Raw genomic sequence first — 17805 nt, forward strand, 5'->3', positions numbered from 1 at the left:
CCTCTTCGGAGCGCAGGGCGCTGTTACGACTCGGTGAAGCGCTGACGCTCTGCATCGATGTCGCGAAGCCGCATACGTAGCGCGCGTCCCCCCACCGAATCTGCAGGCACCCGCTGCACAGCACCAAGCAGCTCTTGTTTCTCGAATTCGAGTTGACGCAAGACGAGCCTGCGGGCGAGGTCAGCGACCGTCGCAACGGCACGTTCTTCGTCGCGGGCTGGGAAAGGTGTCATCAAGAGCTCGCCGGCGAGCGAGCGATACGGCTCACGAACCGCATTCACCGCCTCCGTCACCCACCCCGCCCTGGTGCGGTCATGCGCGGCAGCAATAGCCTCCCGCACTGCATCGAGCTCTTGCGTCCGGAATGGCGCCTCAAGCGCGCGATTCAGAAGAGTTTGATCGATCTGGTGGCCGTATTGCAGAGCCCCCATCAAGGCATCTCGCTCGACGGCGACATCACGACTACGAGGAAGACCAGCGAGCGTCACCGCGACCACCAGCGGCGCACCGGTTGCCGAGTCCACCTGCGGCTGTTGACGTTGTTGCGGTGATGGGGCGGTCGATCCGCCCCGTGAAGCGCGCTCGACTTCGCTACGAACCTCAGTGGGATCCATCCCGAGGCGGCGGGCCAGCACCCGCTCGTAGCCTGGTCGGAGGAGCTGATCGCGAATCTCGGCCACGATAGGAGCGGCGGCACGCAGAGCCCCCACCCGACCTTCGACCGTGGACAAATCGAATCCGCTCAACTTGCGATCGATCGCAAACTCGAACATCGGCTGCTTGGTATTCATCAGCCCTCGGACAGCGGCGTCTCCGCGCTGAAGGCGCATGTCGCACGGGTCGAGTCCGTCGGGCGCGACAGCCACGAACGTCTGTGCGTTGAAGCGGTCGTCTTCGGTGAATGCACGAAGCGCTGCTTTTTGTCCTGCCTCATCACCGTCAAAGGTGAAGACGACTTCGCCTGACGCGTTGTCGTCGCCCATCACTCGGCGCAGCACTTTGATGTGTTCACCGCCGAACACTGTTCCACAGGTGGCGACTGCCGTCGTCAGGCCGGCCAAGTGGCACGCCATCACGTCGGTGTATCCCTCCACGACAACCACTCGACGCGGGTCGCCTCGCGCGATGTCTCGCTTGGCCAGATCGAGGCCGTAGAGCACCTGCGCCTTCTTGTAGATAGGCGTCTCTGGAGTGTTGAGGTACTTCGGCCCCTGGTCATCATCGAAGAGCTTGCGGGCACCGAAACCGATCGTCTGGCCAGAAACATCGCGGATCGGCCACACCAGGCGCCCACGGAACCTGTCGTAGACGCCCCGCTGCCCTGTGGAGACAAGGCCAGCGTTGCTGAGTTCTTCTCTGGTGAACCCCTGTGCGGTGAGCGCTTTGAGCATGCCGTCCCAGCCACGCGGAGCGAAGCCGACACCGAAGTGTGCGGCGGCACCCGCATCAAAGCCGCGCTCCCCGAGAAACCGCCGTCCCGCTTCGGCGTCTGGCGTCAGTAGCTGAGCGCGAAAGAACTCTGCCGCCGCGGTGTTCGCTGCATAGAGCCGGCTACGGCCACTCGTCTCCGGGGCCGCTCCCCCGTCTTCGTAGTGCAGGGTGTAACCAATACGACCGGCGAGCCGTTCGACGGCTTCTGTGAAGCTGACGTGGTCCATCTCCCGCAGGAACGAATACACGTCTCCCGACTCTCCGCATCCGAAGCAGTGGTAGTACCCCACCTGCTGGCGCACGTGAAAGCTCGGGCTCTTCTCGTCGTGGAAGGGGCACAGCCCTTTGAGAGATCCGACACCCGCCGACTTCAGCGCAACGCGCTCACCGACAATGTCGGCGATATTCGTACGCGCCTTAACCTCATCGACATCAGCCTGCAGAATTCGCGGCATTAGCGTGCCCCTTCAGCGACAGGCTGCCCCTCCGCGTGCGGGCGCGCTCCTGGGCGAGGATGACGGGGAGTCCAGATCCCGACCTCGGCGGGATCGATCTCTCCCACCAGCCGGTTGTGCCAATCAATGGCGCTCTGATCAGTCAGGCTCGCGATCTGATCAACGACAACTCGTGCCCGCTCCGCATCCGTTTCGGCGGCGATGAAGTCCGCGGCGAACGCGGGCTCAAGCACATCGGAACCAGCCGACCACAGCGCATCAGTTGACCAAAGCGCATCCGCCAGTCGCTTCAAGACTCGCCGTTGCTCCTTGTAGACACCCTTGCGCGCCTCGATCGTCACGATCGCCTGCCCCATGATGCCTTTGAGGACAGCGATTTCTACCTCGATCACGCGTGGCACAACAACGTGCGCGTTGTAGCGCACGAGCGCCGTAGCTCCGTATGCCTCTTTCGTGGCTCCGACGGCTGCGCGTGCGAAGCGTCCGATCAGGTCGCTTGTCAAGTTTTTGAGTCGCGCAAGCGACTGACGAGAGCGATCGAAAGATCCGATCCACATCGGCTGCGAAGAGAGACGGTACAGGGCGTCAGCGAGCTCATCCCGCGTGAAGTCGTAGCCAACCCATTGCTGAATCCGCGAGAGAAGAGCCTCGTGCGCGCGTGGGTCTGCGAGCTGCGCGATATCGACGTAGCCGTTGACGATCGCATCTTCGAAATCGTGCACCGAGTAGGCGATGTCGTCGGAGAGGTCCATGATCTCTGCTTCGATGCACCGGAGCCTGCCAGGTGCGCCCTCGCGCATCCAGCGGAACACATCTTCATCCTCGGGGTATACGCCGAACTTGAGGCGCCCACCGGGGTCAGGAATCGGGCTGTTCACCGTCCACGGATACTTGCAGGTCGCGTCAAGGCTCGCGCGCGTGAGGTTGAGGCCAACGGAGCGGTCATCATCATCGAGGACTTTGGCTTCCAGCCTGGAAAGAATACGCAGCGACTGCGCATTGCCCTCGAAGCCGCCGATGGGCTCGGCCCACTCGTTGAGCGCGCGCTCGCCGTTGTGCCCAAACGGTGGATGTCCGAGGTCGTGACTGAGACAAGCAGTATCGACGACGTCAGCCGAGACGCCGAGGGCAACCGCAAGCTCGCGCCCCACTTGAGCGACCTCAAGCGAGTGCGTCAGACGATTTCGAGCGAAGTCAGCGGTGCTGGCCGGGCTCAGCACCTGGGTTTTCGCGGCGAGCCGCCGCAACCCTGCCGAATGCAACACACGCGCGCGATCACGCGCAAAGTCATTGCGCTCCGATCGGTGGGTCTCCGCGAAAAACCGCTCGGCATCGCGTGCGTCATAACCGTCGGCGCGAAGGCCGGAAGAAGAGTCAACCGCCACTGTTCTCGATCTCCGCTCCACGCATCATCTCCGAGGCAGTTGGGGCAAGCTCCCGCGACTCCAGCCACTTGTCTGGCAGTGCCGGGCGCTTCGCGTGTCCGGAGCGGCCACGCTGTCCCTCGGCATCAGCGCCGGGGTACGGCGCTGTGCGATCGAGCTTGCCGAGAAAGTCGTCGATCTCCGCGAGGCTCGAGGAGGTTGCCAGACCCGTGCGGATGTCTCCTCCGACGGGATAGCCCTTGAAGTACCAGGAGACGTGTTTGCGCACATCGCGGCATCCGCGATCTTCATCTTCAAAGAACTCGACAAGAAGCTCGGCATGCCGACGGAATGCATCGGAAACGAAGCCGAGCGTCGCGTCGACGGGCTGAGAGTCGGCACCAAATGCTGCGGCGAGCTCTCCGAAAAGCCACGGTCGCCCGAGGCATCCACGGCCAACCACGACGCCATCGCAGTCGGTCTGCGCCATCATCCGCACTGCATCATCTGCCGACCAGATGTCGCCATTACCCAACACGGGGATGCTGGTGACCGCTTGCTTCAGCTCGCCAATCGCGTTCCAGTCGGCGAAACCGGAGTAAAACTCGCTGGCCGTTCTGGCATGCAGCGCGACTGCCGCCGCACCCGCGTCTTCTGCCGCGCGCCCCGCTTCAAGAAAGGTGAGGTGGTGGGGGTCGATGCCCTTGCGCATTTTGACAGTGAGCGGAATGTCGCCTGCGGCCTTCACCGCTTGGTCGACGATGTCGGCGAAAAGCTTCGACTTCCAAGGGAGGGCCGCTCCCCCACCTCGGCGTGTGACTTTGGGCACAGGGCAACCGAAATTGAGGTCGATATGGTCGGCATGGTCTTCGGCGACGATGATGCGCACGGCCTCAGCGATCGTCTTGGGATCAACGCCGTACAGCTGAATCGAACGGGGCGTCTCAGACTCGTGGTGACGGATCAGCCGCATCGTGGTCTCGTTGCGTTCAACGAGTGCGCGCGATGTGATCATCTCGCTCACATAGAGACCAGCGCCGTACTCGCGGCAGAGGCGGCGGAACGCGGTGTTGGTAATGCCAGCCATGGGCGCGAGAACGACAGGCACGTCGAGCTCGATCGGGCCGATGCGGAGGGGGCGAACAGGTGCAGTAGCGACAGTCATTTCTTCTCTATTCTCCCAGACGCGGAGCCAGGAAGGATGCGGCGATTTAAGCTGTGAATATGACCGATTCTGCGCTGCGTTCCATCCCGTTCACCGACGCCAAGGGTGAGGAGAAAACACTCGACGATCTCGGCGCCGACGTGGTGCTGGTTGTCAATGTTGCCTCGAAGTGTGGGCTGACTCCGCAGTACGAGCAGTTGGAAGAACTTCAGCGTCTCTACAGCGACCGCGGCTTTACCGTTGTGGGGTTCCCCTGCAACCAGTTCTTCGGACAGGAACCGGGTTCAGTCGACGACATCTTGGAGTTCTGCTCGACCACATACGGTGTGAGCTTTCCGGTGAATGACAAGGTCAAGGTCGACGGCAAGAACGCCTCCGACCTCTACAAGGCGCTCAAGCAGGCCTCGGATGCCGACGGAAAGTCTGGTCGCGTGGAGTGGAACTTCGAGAAGTTCCTCGTGCTGCCGGACGGAGACGTCCTGCGCTTCCGCCCGAAGCAGAAGCCGGACGCCCCCGAGATTGTCAGTGCAATCGAGGCTGCACTGACCCGCTAGCTCACCGCGGGCTCAGCCTCAGCTTCTCCGCGCTTTGACCAAAGGTCGCGCAAAACGTTCTCGAACGCGGCTGGTGGCTGGGCTCCGCTGATGCCGTACTGGCCGTCGACGACGAAGAACGGCACACCCTGGATGCCATACGCCTGCGCCTGCGCCTGATCCTGACGAACGGCTGGAAGGTACTGCTCACTCTCTAGCGCCGCACGAGAGCGATCGGCGTCAAGCCCCACCTCTGTGGCGAGTGCGACGAGGTCGTCGATACGGCCGACGTGCTTCCCCTCGGTGAAGTAGGCAGACATCAGTCGCTCTTCCATCTCGTGCTGGAGCCCCTCCGCCTTGGCGAAGTGCAGCAACTCGTGTGCCTTGACGGTATTGGTGTGCTTCAGCAGATCGAAGCGGTACTCGAGACCCGCGTTCGCCGCGACGCCGCTCACGTTTGAAAGCATCTCTTCGACTTGCTCTCGAGGCATGCCCTTATGCCCCGCCAAGAAGTCGATCTCGTCTCCGTCGAAGTCGACGGGAGTGTCGGGTGAAAGCTCGAAAGAGTGGAAGGTAACCGTGACCTGCGGAGCGTCTGCATCGCCGGCAACGGCTTCAAGACCCTTCTCTAGGTTGCGCTTGCCGATGTAGCACCACGGGCAGGCGATGTCGGACCAGATGTCAATAGAGATAGGTTCAGTCACACCTATCTCTAACTTGCTGTGGCTCGGTACTATTCCGCAGCGCCCCGCCGCCTGGATAGGATTCTCGGATGCTCCGCGCCGATGAACCATTGTCATTGATGCCTCAGCGTGTGTTGGTGGCTGGGGTTTCCGGCTCAGGAAAGACAACGCTGTCGGGCCGTCTGTCCGAGATATGGGGTATACGGCATGTGGAGATAGACGCCCTCTTTCACGGCGCGAACTGGACGCAGCGCCCCGAGTTTTTAGCTGACGTGCGCGCCTTTGCTTCCGAAGACCGCTGGATCACGGAGTGGCAGTACACCAGCAAAGGCACCGACACGATCCTCACCCCGCGTGCGGATCTCGTGCTGTGGCTCGACTATCCCTACCGTGTTGTGCGCAGCCGCCTGATCAGACGCACGCTCGCCCGCGGCGTCTTGCGGCGTGAGCTCTGGAACGGAAATCGAGAGAAGGGACCGTGGAACATGCTGAACCGCGACCCTGAGCAGAACATCCTCGCGTGGCAACGATCCACGCTTCATAAGTGGGACGAACGGTTTCCGGATATTCAGGTGCGGTACCCGCAACTGAATATTGTGCGGCTACGTCACCCTCGCGAGACAGAGCGGTGGCTTCGTGATCAGGCCGAAGCCTCCGGTGTGTCGATCGCGCCGCCGAAACGACGATCGCGCGCGAGATAAATCTCGATCGCCCGCCATAGCTCTTCGCGTGAGAACTCCGGCCACAGCGTATCCAGGAACACCATCTCCGCGTACGCCGCTTGCCAGAGGAGGAAGTTTGATGTGCGTTGCTCTCCGGAGCTTCGCAAAAAGAGGTCGACATCTGGCATGTCCGGTACATAAAGGTTGCGGCGGATCATCTTTTCGCTGATCGCGTGAGGCTTGGTGCGCCCGGCAGCAACGTCGGCAGCGATCGATCGCATCGCGTCGACGAGCTCGACCCTGCCGCCATAATTGACGCACATCGTGAGGGTGAGGACATCGTTTCCGCGGGTGAGCTGCTCGGCGTGCTGTAGCTCTTTGATGACGCTGCCCCACAGCCGGGGCTTTCGCCCGGCCCAGCGGATACGCACGCCCCATTCGTTGAGCTGGTCGCGACGACGATGCAACACATCGCGGTTGTACCCCATGAGAAAGCGCACTTCTTCCGGAGAACGCGCCCAGTTCTCCGTCGAGAATGCATAAACCGAGAGATGCTTCACCCCGGCCTGGATGGCACCGGCGACGACGTCGAGCAGAACCTCTTCGCCTGCTTTGTGGCCTTCGATGCGGTTGAGGCCGCGCCGGTTAGCCCACCGACCATTGCCATCCATCACGACAGCGACATGCTCGGGAACAGCACGAAAAGCGGGTGGATAAACCCCGGTCCAATCCAGTGGCCGATACGGCACTGCATCTTTGTGGGTGTACGGCTTCGGGCTCACCGTGCTCCTTCCGAAGAGCTGTCAGACACATGGGCGAGCGAGCGAATGCCGCGCTCCAGATGCCATTGTGCGTATGCCGATACGAGACCAGAGGCGGCTGCGGTGTCAGACGAGGCGGCGGCATCGATGACCCCCCAATCCCCTCTCACGAGCGAGCGAAGCAACGTCAACGTCTGCTCCGCCACCCGAGGGCTACCTGCAGGGGCGCAGTTCGTGCACACGACCCCGCCGAGTTGCGCCACAAAACGCGAATGCGGGCCAGGAACACCGCATCGAGCGCACTCATCGAAAGACGGTGCCCAGCCGGAAAGCGACATCACGCGCAACAGGTAAGAGTCAAGGATGCTGCGAGCACCATGCTCACCACGCGACAGTGCGCGCAGGCCGCCCACAAGCAGCAAGTACTGATCTGAGGTGGCTTCAGAATCGCTCAACCGGTCGGCCGTCTCGACCATCGCGTTCGCCGCCGTGAATCGGTCGTAATGTGCCGCGATGTCCGTGCCGTAGGAGCCGAGAGACTCCGCCTGCTGCACGATGTCGAGGGAACGCCCTTGGTAAAGCTGGACGTCGGCCACCATGAACGGCTCGAGTCTGGCACCGAACTTCGAAGAAGTGCGACGCACCCCTTTTGCCACGGCCCGAACCTTGCCATGCCCCCGCGAGAGCATCGTTACGATGCGATCCGCCTCACCCAATTTGTGGGTGCGCAGGATCACCGCTTCGTCTCGGTAAGTGGGCACTCCTCGATTATCCTCCGTGCGGGAGAATAGAGGGGTGACCGAACCGCTCTTCATCATTCCGCTGTGGGCGGACCTGCTCGGCGTTGGCCTCGGCGGAGTCCAGGGCGCAATGTTCGCCTCGGGTTTTCAAGGCCAGCGGCGCCTCGATTGGCTGGGCGTCTCGATCATCGGCATCATGATCGGCATGGGCGGCGGTTTGATCCGCGACATCCTGCTCGGGCAGACGCCCGCAACGCTACAGAGCAACTGGTACCTGATCACCGCGGGCGGCGCTGCGTTGCTCGGGATGCTCCTTGCCGGACTGTTCTCGCGAGTAAACACGGCGATCGTCGTGCTCGACGCCGTCGTAATCGGAATGTTCGGCGCTTTCGGGACAAGTAAGGCCCTTGCCCTGGGCATTCCATCTGTTCCCGCAGTCTTCATCGGCGTGTGTGCTGCGGTCGGAGGTAGCGTGCTGCGCGACATGCTGATGGGACTCCCCACCGCCATCATGCACGTCGGCTCGCTGTACGCGGTCGCTGCTGGCGCAGGCTGTACCTTTATCGTCACCGGCGTGGCGCTGGGAATGCCCATCACACTCGCCGCCGTTATCGGAATCGGGGTGACCACCGTCATCCGCATTCTCGCGGTGACGTTCGACGTCTCCCTCCCGGAGCAACGCCGCATCTACCGCCGCAAGGTCGCCGCCGAAACCGGCGCCATCCGGATCGTCAAGCCCCGCGACTGACCTCGTTCCCCACCCTCGGGTCCCGGATCCCTGATCCCCGGGTCCCTGAGCTTGTCGAAGGGCCGGACTAGGTCCCTGAGCTTGTCGAAGGACCGGGCTAGGTCCCTGAGCTTGTCGAAGGGCCCGGGCTAGGTCCCTGAGCTTGTCGAAGGGCCCGGCGACGCTTCGACAAGCTCAGCGACCCAGCATGGGGGCCGCCGACGCTTCGACAAGCTCAGCGACCCAGCGTGGCGGCTGAGCGGGGGTTAGACCGCGGCGAGCTCGTGCTGGCGCGTGCGAATGGAACGGTTGATCCCCGACACGATTGCCTTCAGCGATGCGGTCGAGATGTCGCCGTCGATACCGATGCCCCAGAGGCGCTGGTCCCCGATCTGCAACTCAACGTAGGCCGCGGCCTGAGCGTCTCCGCCGGCACTGAGTGCATGCTCCACGTAGTCGTACACCGTGATGTCGAAGCCCTGACCGCGCAGCACCTCCACGAAAGCGGCGACGGGACCATTGCCGGTGCCAGACACCGACACCTGCTCGTCGTTATCGCGCAGCACCACATCAAGCACAACGTCACCAGACATATCGCTCCGTGTCTGCGTGCCGAGCAGCTCGAAACGTCCCCACTTCGCGTCGGAGTCGTCTGCTGGGAGGTACTCGTCGTTGAAGATCGACCAGATCTGGTCGGACGTGACCTCGCCGCCTTCGGCATCTGTCTTGGTCTGCACAACGCCAGAGAACTCGATCTGAAGCTTGCGCGGCAGGTCGATCGCGTGGTCCGACTTCAGCAGGTAAGCGACGCCACCCTTGCCAGACTGCGAGTTCACGCGGATGACGGCCTCGTACGAACGCCCGAGGTCCTTGGGGTCGATGGGCAGGTACGGAACAGCCCACTCGATGTCGTCGACCGTGACGCCCTCGGCCTCTGCCCGGGCGGCCATCGCCTCGAAGCCTTTCTTGATGGCGTCCTGGTGCGAGCCACTGAATGCGGTGAACACGAGGTCACCTGCCCACGGGCTGCGCTCAGGAACAGGCAGCTGGTTGCAGTATTCAACCGTTCGCTTGACCTGATCAATGTCGCTGAAGTCGATCTGCGGGTCGATCCCCTGGGTGAACAGGTTGATGCCCAGCGCCACGATGTCGACGTTGCCTGTGCGCTCGCCGTTACCGAACAGGCACCCTTCGATGCGGTCTGCGCCGGCCATGTATCCCAGCTCCGCAGCGGCGATCGCCGTGCCACGGTCGTTGTGCGGGTGCAGCGACAGGATGATGTTCTCGCGGTGATTCAGGTTGCGACTCATCCACTCGATGGAATCGGCGTAGATGTTGGGAGAGGCCATTTCGACAGTCGCCGGCAGGTTGATGATGACCTTGCGGTCTGGCGTGGGCTCAAGAACCTCGATCACCTGGTTGCAGATGTCGAGCGCGAACTCCAGCTCGGTGCCGGTGTAGCTCTCCGGCGAGTACTCGTAGTAAACCTTCGTGTCAGGGATGTTCTTCTCAAACTCGCGGCACAGCCGCGCACCTTCGAGAGCAATGTCGATGATGCCCTGCTTGTCGGTGCGGAACACGACCTCGCGCTGCAACACGCTCGTCGAGTTGTACAGGTGCACGATGGCCTGCTTCGCGCCAGCGATCGATTCGTACGTGCGAGCGATCAGGTGCTCGCGCGCCTGGGTGAGGACTTGGATCGTGACATCGTCTGGAATCAGGTTCTCTTCGATGAGCTGACGCACGAAGTCGAAGTCTGTCTGGCTTGCCGACGGAAAGCCCACTTCGATCTCTTTGTATCCCATGCTGACAAGCAGTTCGAACATCACTCGCTTGCGCTCGGGCGACATCGGGTCGATCAGGGCTTGATTGCCATCGCGGAGATCGACAGCGCACCAGCGAGGCGCCTCGGTGATGCGTGCGTCTGGCCAGGTGCGGTCAGGCAGATTGACCGTGATCTGTTCGTGGAAAGGCCGGTACTTATGAATCGGCATTGCGGAGGAGCGCTGATTGTTCTGCATGATGGGGCTTCTTCTCTTCGTCAAGATAAACGGGCCAACACAAGCGCCGCGACGAGGAAGGCCCTAGCTGTTAGGACTCGTCGCGGCAACTAAGAAGAAGCAGCCCACCGAAAAGCATGTGGCAATGCTAGCAGGGATGCTCGTCAGAATCCGAGCCGACCCAGCTGCTTGGGGTCGCGCTGCCATTCCTTGGCGACCTTCACGTGCAAGCCCAGAAAAACGCGGGTGCCAAGCAACGCCTCAATGCCGGTGCGGGCGCGGGCACCCACGTCGCTGAGACGCTTGCCTTTGTGCCCGATGATGATCGCTTTTTGACTGTCGCGCTCGACGACAATCGAGGCGTGCACGTCGGTGAGGTCGGTACCTTCGCGCGGCGCGATGTCGTCGATCACGACCGCGATCGAGTGCGGGAGCTCGTCGCGGACGCCATCCAGGGCGGCTTCACGAATCATCTCCGCAATGCGATCTTCTTCCGACTCATCCGTCGTGATTCCCTCTGGGTACAGCGCAGGCCCCTTCGGCATCAGCTTCAGGATCTCGTCGGAAAGCACGTCGAGTTGATCGCGGGTCAGAGCGGAAAGCGGAATCACTGCATCCCAGTCTTCTCGCAGCGCGTCGACCTCCAATAGCCGAGCGGTGATCTCGTCGCGGCCAGCAGCATCGGTCTTCGTGACGATGGCGATCTTCTTCGCACGCCGATAGCCGTCGAGAGAAGCGGCGATACGCCGATCGCCAGGACCCACTTTTTCATTCGCCGGCACGCAGAAGCCGATCACGTCTACGTCACCGAGTACTTGCTCTACGAGGTCGTTGAGTCGCTCGCCGAGAAGCGTGCGCGGCTTGTGAATTCCGGGGGTGTCAACGATAACGAGCTGACCGTCTGGGCGATTCACGATGCCGCGAATGGCACGCCGCGTGGTCTGCGGCTTCTCGCTCGTGATGGCGATCTTCTCCCCCACAAGAGCGTTCGTCAGGGTGGACTTTCCCACGTTGGGGCGTCCAACAAAAGTCACAAATCCGCTTCGAGTGTCAGTCATCGTTTCGATCTCCTTCATCCTGCGAAGCGTCAGGGACCCCTGCCGCACGTTCCACAAACACCGTCGCGATTCCGCGACCGCGTCCGCGTGATGCCCCGCCTGTAAGAACGAGACCTTCCACTGTTGCTGTCGCGCCCGGTTGTGGAACCTGACCGAGCGCTTTGCCGAGCAGTCCGCCAATCGAGTCGACGTCTTCGTCTTCCAACTCCAGACCAAAAAGGTCACCGACATCTTCGAGCGAAAGACGAGCACTCACGCGGTATCTGCCGTCACCGAGGTCGACGAACTCAGCGAAGACCTGATCATACTCATCTGCGATTTCGCCGACGAGCTCTTCAATGAGGTCTTCCAACGTCACCAGACCGGAGATTCCGCCGTGCTCGTCGATCACCATGCAGACATGCACGGCATCGCGCTTCATCTGTTGCAGTAGAGTCTCCGCGCGCATCGATTCAGGAACGAAGGTCGCTGGGCGCGCGATGGGTCGGATCGAGGCGGCCCGCCACGCGCTGTCGTCGCGGTAGGCAAACTGCACCAGGTCTTTGAGATACAGCACGCCAACCACATCATCGGCATCGTCATCGACGACAGGCACTCGTGAGACGCCCCGGTTGAGGAACATCGACATGGCTTCGTCGGTGGTCGCACTGGCATCGATCGTCACCATATCGGTGCGTGGCACCATCACTGCGCGGACGAACTGGTCGGTGAAGTCGAACACCGAGTGAATAAGGTCGCGGTCGTCTTCTTCGATGAGGTCGTTTGAGGCGGCTTCGTCCACCATGCTGAGCAGCTGGTCTTCGCTCGTGAATGAGCTGCGACCGGTGCCAGGGGTGACCTTGTTGCCGAGCAGTACCAGTCCCTGGGCGAGCGGCCCCAGAATTATGCGCAGACCGCGCACAATTGAGGCAGTGCCGCGAATCATGCCCTCCGCATGCTGGCGACCGAAAGAACGAGGGCTGGCACCCACCAACACGAAGGTGATCGCCGTCATCAGCAGCGCGGCGGCGAGCATCGCCCACCAGTTGTTTTCGATCAGGATCGTGAACGCGACCGCTACCAGCACTGCTGCGGTGACCTCGGAGAGCACACGAATGAACGCGACTGCGTTAACGTGCGCATCCAGGTCACCGGCAATGCGTTTCAGTGCTTTTGCCCTGCGGCCTTCCGTAGCCATATCGGCGAGATTCCCGCGGGAAGCAACCCCGTATGCGGCGTCGATCGCGGCCATCAGGCCACCGAAGGCGACGAGCAGAACCGACGCTATGAGCAGAAGTGTTGCGGTCATCGCCGTCGTTCAACCGCGGCGAAGCCCTGAATGAGCTCCTTCTGCAGGCCGAACATCTCACGCTCCTCGTCTGGCTCGGCGTGATCGAACCCGAGAAGGTGGAGCAAGCCGTGTGTTGTCAGCAGAATGAGCTCGTCCATCAGGGTGTGCCGCGCGGCTTGTGCCTGAGCTTCGGCTACCTGCGGGCACAGCACGATGTCCCCCAGCAACCCCGGAGGAGTCGGACGGTCTTCGCTTCCAGGGCGCAACTCGTCCATCGGAAAGCTGAGCACGTCTGTGGGACCAGGCTCATCCATCCACTGCACGTGGAGGGCTTCCATGGCGCCTTCGTCGACCAGGACGATGGCGACCTCGGCATCTGGGCTGACATGGAGCTGAGCGAGGTTGAAGTCCGTCAACCTCTGCAACACGGTCTCGTCGACGTCGATGGCAGATTCGTTGTTGATCTCGATCATGAGATTCCTCGCTTGGGCTTGCGGTCACGTGGTCCTGGGCGCTGTGCCCCTCGACGGTCAGCCCTGTTCGCGAACTCGGCGGCCTGTTCACGTTCGAACCGCTGCGCGGTGCGCTTCTCGTCGTATTCGCTGTACGCGTCGACGATGCGTCCGACCAGGGAGTGCCGCACGACGTCGTCGCTTGTGAGACGCGCGAAATGGATGTCGTCCATGCCGTCAAGCACGCGGGTCACCAGACGCAGACCGGAGGATCCCTGCGGAAGGTCGACCTGTGTGATGTCACCGGTAACGACCATCCGGGTCCCGAACCCGAGACGGGTGAGGAACATCTTCATCTGTTCTGGGGTGGTGTTCTGCGCCTCGTCGAGCACAACGAAGGAATCATTGAGCGTGCGTCCGCGCATATAGGCGAGGGGGGCGACCTCGATTGTGCCGGAGGCCATCAGGCGCGGCACGATTTCCGGGTCCATCATCTCGTTCAGCGCGTCGTAGAGGGGGCGCAGGTACGGATCGATCTTGTCTGTGAGCGTGCCGGGGAGGAACCCGAGCCGCTCGCCCGCCTCAACGGCCGGGCGGGTGAGAATAATGCGCTCGACCTCTTTGCGCTGCAACGCTTGCACAGCCTTGGCCATCGCCAGGTAGGTCTTTCCTGTGCCGGCAGGGCCGATTCCGAAGACAACCGTGTTTTCGTCGATGGCGTCGACATACTCTTTCTGCCCGAGCGTTTTTGGACGAATCACTTTGCCGCGCGTGGTGAGAATCGCTTCGCCCAACACCTCGCTCGGCCGGGGCCCATTTTCCTGGCGGAGCATGCGCGCCGAACTCGAGACGTCGCTGGGAGCCAAGTCGTGACCCGCTTTGGTCATCGTGAGCAGCTCATCGACCAGGCCTCTCGCCTTTGTGACGTGCGCGGTATCACCGCTCAGGGTGATCTCGTTTCCCCGCACAAGTACCTGCACCTGTGGGTGCTCTTTCTCGAGCATCCGAAGCAGGCGGTCTTGCGGACCAAGCAACTGCACCATCGCGACGCCGTCTACGTAGATCTTCTCTACGGATTCGGGTTGCGGGGCGTTGAGGCTTCGCTCTTGCGGTTCGTGATTTTCAGGCACTAACGCTCTTTTCGTTCAGTCCGCCAGCCAACACGTGGGCGTGGACATGAAAAATTGTCTGTCCGGCGTTCGCACCGGTGTTGAATACGAGGCGGAATTCCCCATCTTCGGTATGTGCCTTCGCAAGCTCGCCAGCGAAGGCGATCATCTCTGCGAGCAAAGCGGGGTCTCCCTCGGCGACCTCAACCACGTCGCGGTATTCAGCCGTCTTGGGCACAACGAGCAGATGAACCGGTGCTTGCGGAGCGATGTCTCTCAGCGCGAACACTCGGTCTGTCTCGCCAAGGATCTCGGCGGGGATCTTTCCATCGAGAATGCGCGTGAAGATGGTGGGTTCCGTCATACCCTCAAGTCTACTGACCACCGGTCCGGTGCAGCTCAGAGCTTGGTAATGGCTCTGACGCCCTTCACCATCGTCCGAGAGCTACCGAAAGCACCGCAATCGCCGCTGGTCCAGCCGTCGATGTGCGAAGAACCGTCTCGCCGAGAAGCACCCGCTCCGCACCGGCATCGACGAGCTGCACCAACTCCTGATCGGATACGCCGCCCTCGGGGCCCACCACGAGCACAATGTCTCGACCATCCGGTTCGATGTCCGAAAGCCGCGCCGACGCCGTGGGGTCGAGAATCAGCACCCGCTGAGTCGTCGCTCGCTCCGCGAGTTGCTTCGTCGAGACAGGTGCCGCAACCTCCGGCACCCAGGCGCGGTGCGCTTGCTTTGCGGCCTCGCGCACGATCGCGGCCCAGCGATCCCGACCCTTGACAGCTTTGGGGCCCTCCCAGCGCGACACGCTGCGACTTGCCTGCCACGGCACAACCTCGTCGATGCCTAGTTCGCACGCAGCCTGAACTGCGAGCTCGTCGCGGTCACCCTTGGCAAGAGCCTGAACCAAAACGACTCGCGGAGTCGGCAGAGGGCGCTCAGTACGTTCCGAAATGCGGATGTCGACACGGGCTGGCGAGACTTCTTCAGCAGTGCCGGACAGCCAGGCTCCTCGGCCATCGCCGACAGTGACTGCCTCGCCGACCCGAAGCCGACGCACCACCGCTGCATGCTTCGCCTCGGCGCCGATGAGGGCGACAAGATCGCCCACACCAGCATCCGTCGGCGCATCAAGAAGGAAGTGCAACGCCATGATCAGTGGTTGCGGAAGCGGTCGCGCAGCTTAGAGAAGAGTCCTTGCTGGAACTGCGCGAGCTGCGGCTCTGGCGACTTCGCCTTCTTCGCGAAGTCCTCGATCAGCGACCGTTGCGCTGAGTCCAACTTCGTCGGCGTCACCACCTGCACGCCGACGCGAAGGTCGCCACGCTGTGTGCCACGAAGTGGGGTGATCCCGCGGCCCTTGATTGTCAGGACGTCACCGGATTGCACGCCCTGTCGAATCTCGAGGTCGACCTCACCATCGAGTCCTTGGATAGACGTCTCCGTGCCGAGAATCGCATCGGTCATCGACACTTCAAGAGTCGCCAGAAGGTCGTCTCCATCCCGACTGAAGGCAGCGTGCGGGTTGACGGTCACCTCGACGTAGAGGTCTCCGTTGGGACCACCCGCCTTGCCGACCTCGCCGGAACCGGGGAGCTGAAGCCGGAGTCCGGTCTCCACGCCCGCGGGGATGTCGAGCGATACAGTGCGACGCGAACGCACGCGCCCCTGTCCTCCGCATGTGCCACACGGGTACGGAATGGTCGTGCCATAACCCTCGCAGGTGCCGCAGGGCTGAGAGGTGATGACGTTGCCCAGCAGGCTCCGCACCTGACGCTGCACGTGGCCAGAGCCGCCGCAAATATCGCAGGTGACCGGAGACGTGCCCTCTTGGCAACAGGAGCCATTGCACGTCTCACACAGCACAGCCGTGTCGACGTCGATGTCCCGGTGCGCTCCGAAAACGACATCGCCCAGGTCGAGCGTCACTCGCACCAGCGCATCCTGTCCACGCTCTCGGCGTGAACGCGGACGCGCGCCTCGTCCCCCGCCCTGAGAGGCGCCGAAGAAGGTTTCGAAGATGTCCCCGAACCCGCCAAAGCCGCCAAAGTCGTTCGCTGCGCCGTCTCCGCCGCCCATGTCGTAACGACGACGGGAATCGTCATCGCTCAACACGTCGTATGCGTGAGTGACGAGCTTGAACTTTTCTGCAGCGTCGTCTCCCGGGTTTACGTCCGGGTGCAACTGACGCGCGAGGCGTCGGTACGCCTTCTTGATTTCATCGGTGGAAGCTTCCCGGGACACCCCGAGAACTTCATAGTGGTCCGCCACAAATCGCCCTTCTGCGTGTGTGTCTGTTCTGGTGGCAGCCGCGTTAGCGGCTTGCCTCGTCTTCGTCGAGCATTCGCGACAAGTACCGGGCGACCGCCCTGGCTGCGGCGAGGTTGCTCGGGTAGTCCATTCGCGTCGGGCCCATCACGCCGACCCTTGCCGTGCCCCCGGGCGCGGCATAGTTACTGGCGACGATCGATGCCTCTCCGAGGCCGAATGGCGCGTTCTCCGTGCCGATGCTCGCAGCGAGACCGTGTTCGTCCGTGACCATCTCGCTCATCAGCCGCAACAGCGTCACCTGCTCCTCGATCGCTTCGAGAAGCGGATGAATACTGCCGCGGAAGTCTTGTTCGCGGCGTGCGAGCGTCGCTGCCCCCGCCATAACGAGTCGCTCCTGGCGGAAGGCTCCCAACTCGTCTGAGATCACGCCGGCAAGCGTCCGCAGCACACGGTCTCTCGGCGTTTCCTCTGCCGCGAGCAAGGTCTGCAGACGATCCGACGCTTCACTGATCGCCTGACCGGTAATCAAGGCGGCAAATCGCGCACGCAACGCGGCAAGATCTGCCTCATCGATTGTCTCCGGGAGCACGGCCAATCGCTGAGAAACCCCTCCCGCATCCGTCACCAGCACGATCAGCAGGCGGTTCGGCCCCAGTGCGACGATCTCGAGATGAGAGACGTGCGCCCTGGCGAACGACGGATACTGCGCGAGCGCGACCTGACCTGTGACCTGGGTGAGCACTCGCACAGTGCGCACCATCAGATCGTCAAGATCGGCAGGCTCGCTAAGAAAAGACTCAATGGCAGAGCGTTGAGCGGAAGAAAGCGGGCGCAACTGAGCCAAGTGGTTAACGAAGACCCGGTAGCCCTTGTCTGTCGGCACGCGACCAGAAGAGGTGTGCGGGGCGGTGATGAGCTCTTCGTCTTCGAGCATCGCCATGTCGTTGCGAATCGTCGCGGCTGATACCCCGAAAGAGTGCCGGTCGACGATGGAGCGGCTGCCGACGGGTTCGTGGGTCTCGACATAGTCCCGCACGATTGCGCGGAGAACCTGTAGTCCTCGATCTGAGACCATTGCCTTCCCTTCCGCTGGCACTCGGATGTTCAGAGTGCCAATCCT

The 17805-nt window shown here is 62.3% G+C and carries 18 protein-coding genes; 3 read left to right on the forward strand and 15 right to left on the reverse strand.

Going from position 1 to position 17805, the window contains the following annotated elements:
• Nucleotides 1-23: 23 nt before the first annotated feature.
• Genes dnaG through dusB form a run of 3 tightly spaced genes read right to left on the reverse strand, consistent with a single transcriptional unit; the run spans nucleotide 24 to nucleotide 4415 of the window.
• Nucleotides 24-1886 carry a DNA primase gene (gene dnaG / locus AB0O87_RS11165; protein ID WP_363515544.1) on the reverse strand — a complete coding sequence of 621 codons (1863 nt, stop codon included), beginning with the start codon at nucleotides 1884-1886 and terminating at the stop codon, nucleotides 24-26.
• A complete protein-coding gene (locus tag AB0O87_RS11170) occupies nucleotides 1886-3271 on the reverse strand; it encodes a deoxyguanosinetriphosphate triphosphohydrolase (protein ID WP_363515547.1) in 1386 nt (461 codons plus the stop codon). Before AB0O87_RS11170 ends, dnaG begins: the two co-directional genes overlap by 1 nt.
• Complete coding sequence (dusB, locus tag AB0O87_RS11175) at nucleotides 3261-4415, reverse strand: tRNA dihydrouridine synthase DusB (RefSeq protein WP_363515550.1); 1155 nt, start codon at nucleotides 4413-4415, stop codon at nucleotides 3261-3263. The genes AB0O87_RS11170 and dusB overlap by 11 nt, the downstream gene beginning before the upstream one ends.
• A 59-nt stretch (nucleotides 4416-4474) precedes the next feature.
• Between dusB and AB0O87_RS11180 the strand changes: the two genes are divergently transcribed.
• Nucleotides 4475-4969, forward strand: a complete 495-nt coding sequence (locus tag AB0O87_RS11180) for a glutathione peroxidase (RefSeq protein ID WP_363515553.1) — start codon at nucleotides 4475-4477, stop codon at nucleotides 4967-4969.
• Here the strand turns inward: AB0O87_RS11180 and AB0O87_RS11185 are convergent.
• Nucleotides 4966-5652, reverse strand: coding sequence for a DsbA family oxidoreductase (locus tag AB0O87_RS11185; RefSeq protein ID WP_363515556.1), 687 nt, complete (start codon nucleotides 5650-5652; stop codon nucleotides 4966-4968). The genes AB0O87_RS11180 and AB0O87_RS11185 overlap by 4 nt on opposite strands.
• A 68-nt stretch (nucleotides 5653-5720) precedes the next feature.
• Between AB0O87_RS11185 and AB0O87_RS11190 the strand changes: the two genes are divergently transcribed.
• On the forward strand, nucleotides 5721-6332 hold the full coding sequence (locus tag AB0O87_RS11190) for an AAA family ATPase (protein ID WP_363515559.1): 612 nt from the start codon (nucleotides 5721-5723) through the stop codon (nucleotides 6330-6332).
• Here AB0O87_RS11190 and AB0O87_RS11195 read toward each other — a convergent pair.
• Nucleotides 6272-7075, reverse strand: coding sequence for an isoprenyl transferase (locus AB0O87_RS11195; RefSeq protein ID WP_363515562.1), 804 nt, complete (start codon nucleotides 7073-7075; stop codon nucleotides 6272-6274). The two genes, AB0O87_RS11190 and AB0O87_RS11195, sit on opposite strands and share 61 nt — an antisense overlap.
• Entirely contained in the window at nucleotides 7072-7815 is a 744-nt protein-coding gene (gene recO, locus AB0O87_RS11200) for a DNA repair protein RecO (protein ID WP_363515565.1), read from the reverse strand. The genes AB0O87_RS11195 and recO overlap by 4 nt, the downstream gene beginning before the upstream one ends.
• Before the next feature lie 34 nt (nucleotides 7816-7849).
• Here recO and AB0O87_RS11205 point away from each other — a divergent pair, with 34 nt between their 5' ends.
• The gene (locus AB0O87_RS11205; RefSeq protein WP_363515568.1) at nucleotides 7850-8542 is read left to right on the forward strand and encodes a TRIC cation channel family protein; all 693 of its coding nucleotides are present in this window, start codon (nucleotides 7850-7852) and stop codon (nucleotides 8540-8542) included.
• A gap of 245 nt (nucleotides 8543-8787) precedes the next feature.
• On the opposite strand, the gene leuA is transcribed toward AB0O87_RS11205, so the two are convergent.
• The 9 genes from leuA to hrcA all read right to left on the reverse strand — a co-directional run bounded on the left by leuA (nucleotide 8788) and on the right by hrcA (nucleotide 17760).
• A complete protein-coding gene (gene leuA, locus AB0O87_RS11210) occupies nucleotides 8788-10542 on the reverse strand; it encodes a 2-isopropylmalate synthase (protein WP_363515571.1) in 1755 nt (584 codons plus the stop codon).
• A gap of 143 nt (nucleotides 10543-10685) precedes the next feature.
• Nucleotides 10686-11579, reverse strand: coding sequence for a GTPase Era (gene era, locus AB0O87_RS11215; protein WP_363515574.1), 894 nt, complete (start codon nucleotides 11577-11579; stop codon nucleotides 10686-10688).
• The gene (locus tag AB0O87_RS11220; RefSeq protein ID WP_363515577.1) at nucleotides 11572-12867 is read right to left on the reverse strand and encodes a hemolysin family protein; all 1296 of its coding nucleotides are present in this window, start codon (nucleotides 12865-12867) and stop codon (nucleotides 11572-11574) included. Before AB0O87_RS11220 ends, era begins: the two co-directional genes overlap by 8 nt.
• The gene (ybeY, locus tag AB0O87_RS11225) at nucleotides 12864-13322 is read right to left on the reverse strand and encodes an rRNA maturation RNase YbeY (RefSeq protein ID WP_363515580.1); all 459 of its coding nucleotides are present in this window, start codon (nucleotides 13320-13322) and stop codon (nucleotides 12864-12866) included. The genes AB0O87_RS11220 and ybeY overlap by 4 nt, the downstream gene beginning before the upstream one ends.
• Nucleotides 13319-14344: a PhoH family protein gene (locus tag AB0O87_RS11230; RefSeq protein ID WP_363516231.1), complete on the reverse strand. Its 1026-nt coding sequence runs from the start codon at nucleotides 14342-14344 to the stop codon at nucleotides 13319-13321. Before AB0O87_RS11230 ends, ybeY begins: the two co-directional genes overlap by 4 nt.
• Nucleotides 14345-14423: 79 nt before the next feature.
• Nucleotides 14424-14774 (reverse strand): HIT domain-containing protein, encoded by a 351-nt coding sequence (locus AB0O87_RS11235; protein ID WP_363515583.1) that lies wholly within the window; start codon nucleotides 14772-14774, stop codon nucleotides 14424-14426.
• Nucleotides 14775-14838: 64 nt separating this feature from the next.
• A complete protein-coding gene (locus tag AB0O87_RS11240) occupies nucleotides 14839-15567 on the reverse strand; it encodes a 16S rRNA (uracil(1498)-N(3))-methyltransferase (RefSeq protein ID WP_363515586.1) in 729 nt (242 codons plus the stop codon).
• Between the two features lie 2 nt (nucleotides 15568-15569).
• A complete protein-coding gene (gene dnaJ, locus AB0O87_RS11245) occupies nucleotides 15570-16685 on the reverse strand; it encodes a molecular chaperone DnaJ (protein WP_363515589.1) in 1116 nt (371 codons plus the stop codon).
• Between the two features lie 43 nt (nucleotides 16686-16728).
• A complete protein-coding gene (gene hrcA, locus AB0O87_RS11250) occupies nucleotides 16729-17760 on the reverse strand; it encodes a heat-inducible transcriptional repressor HrcA (RefSeq protein ID WP_363515592.1) in 1032 nt (343 codons plus the stop codon).
• Between the last annotated feature and the right edge of the window lie 45 nt (nucleotides 17761-17805).

Source organism: Microbacterium sp. NPDC076768 (genome assembly GCF_040687205.1).
Lineage (GTDB): Bacteria > Actinomycetota > Actinomycetes > Actinomycetales > Microbacteriaceae > Microbacterium.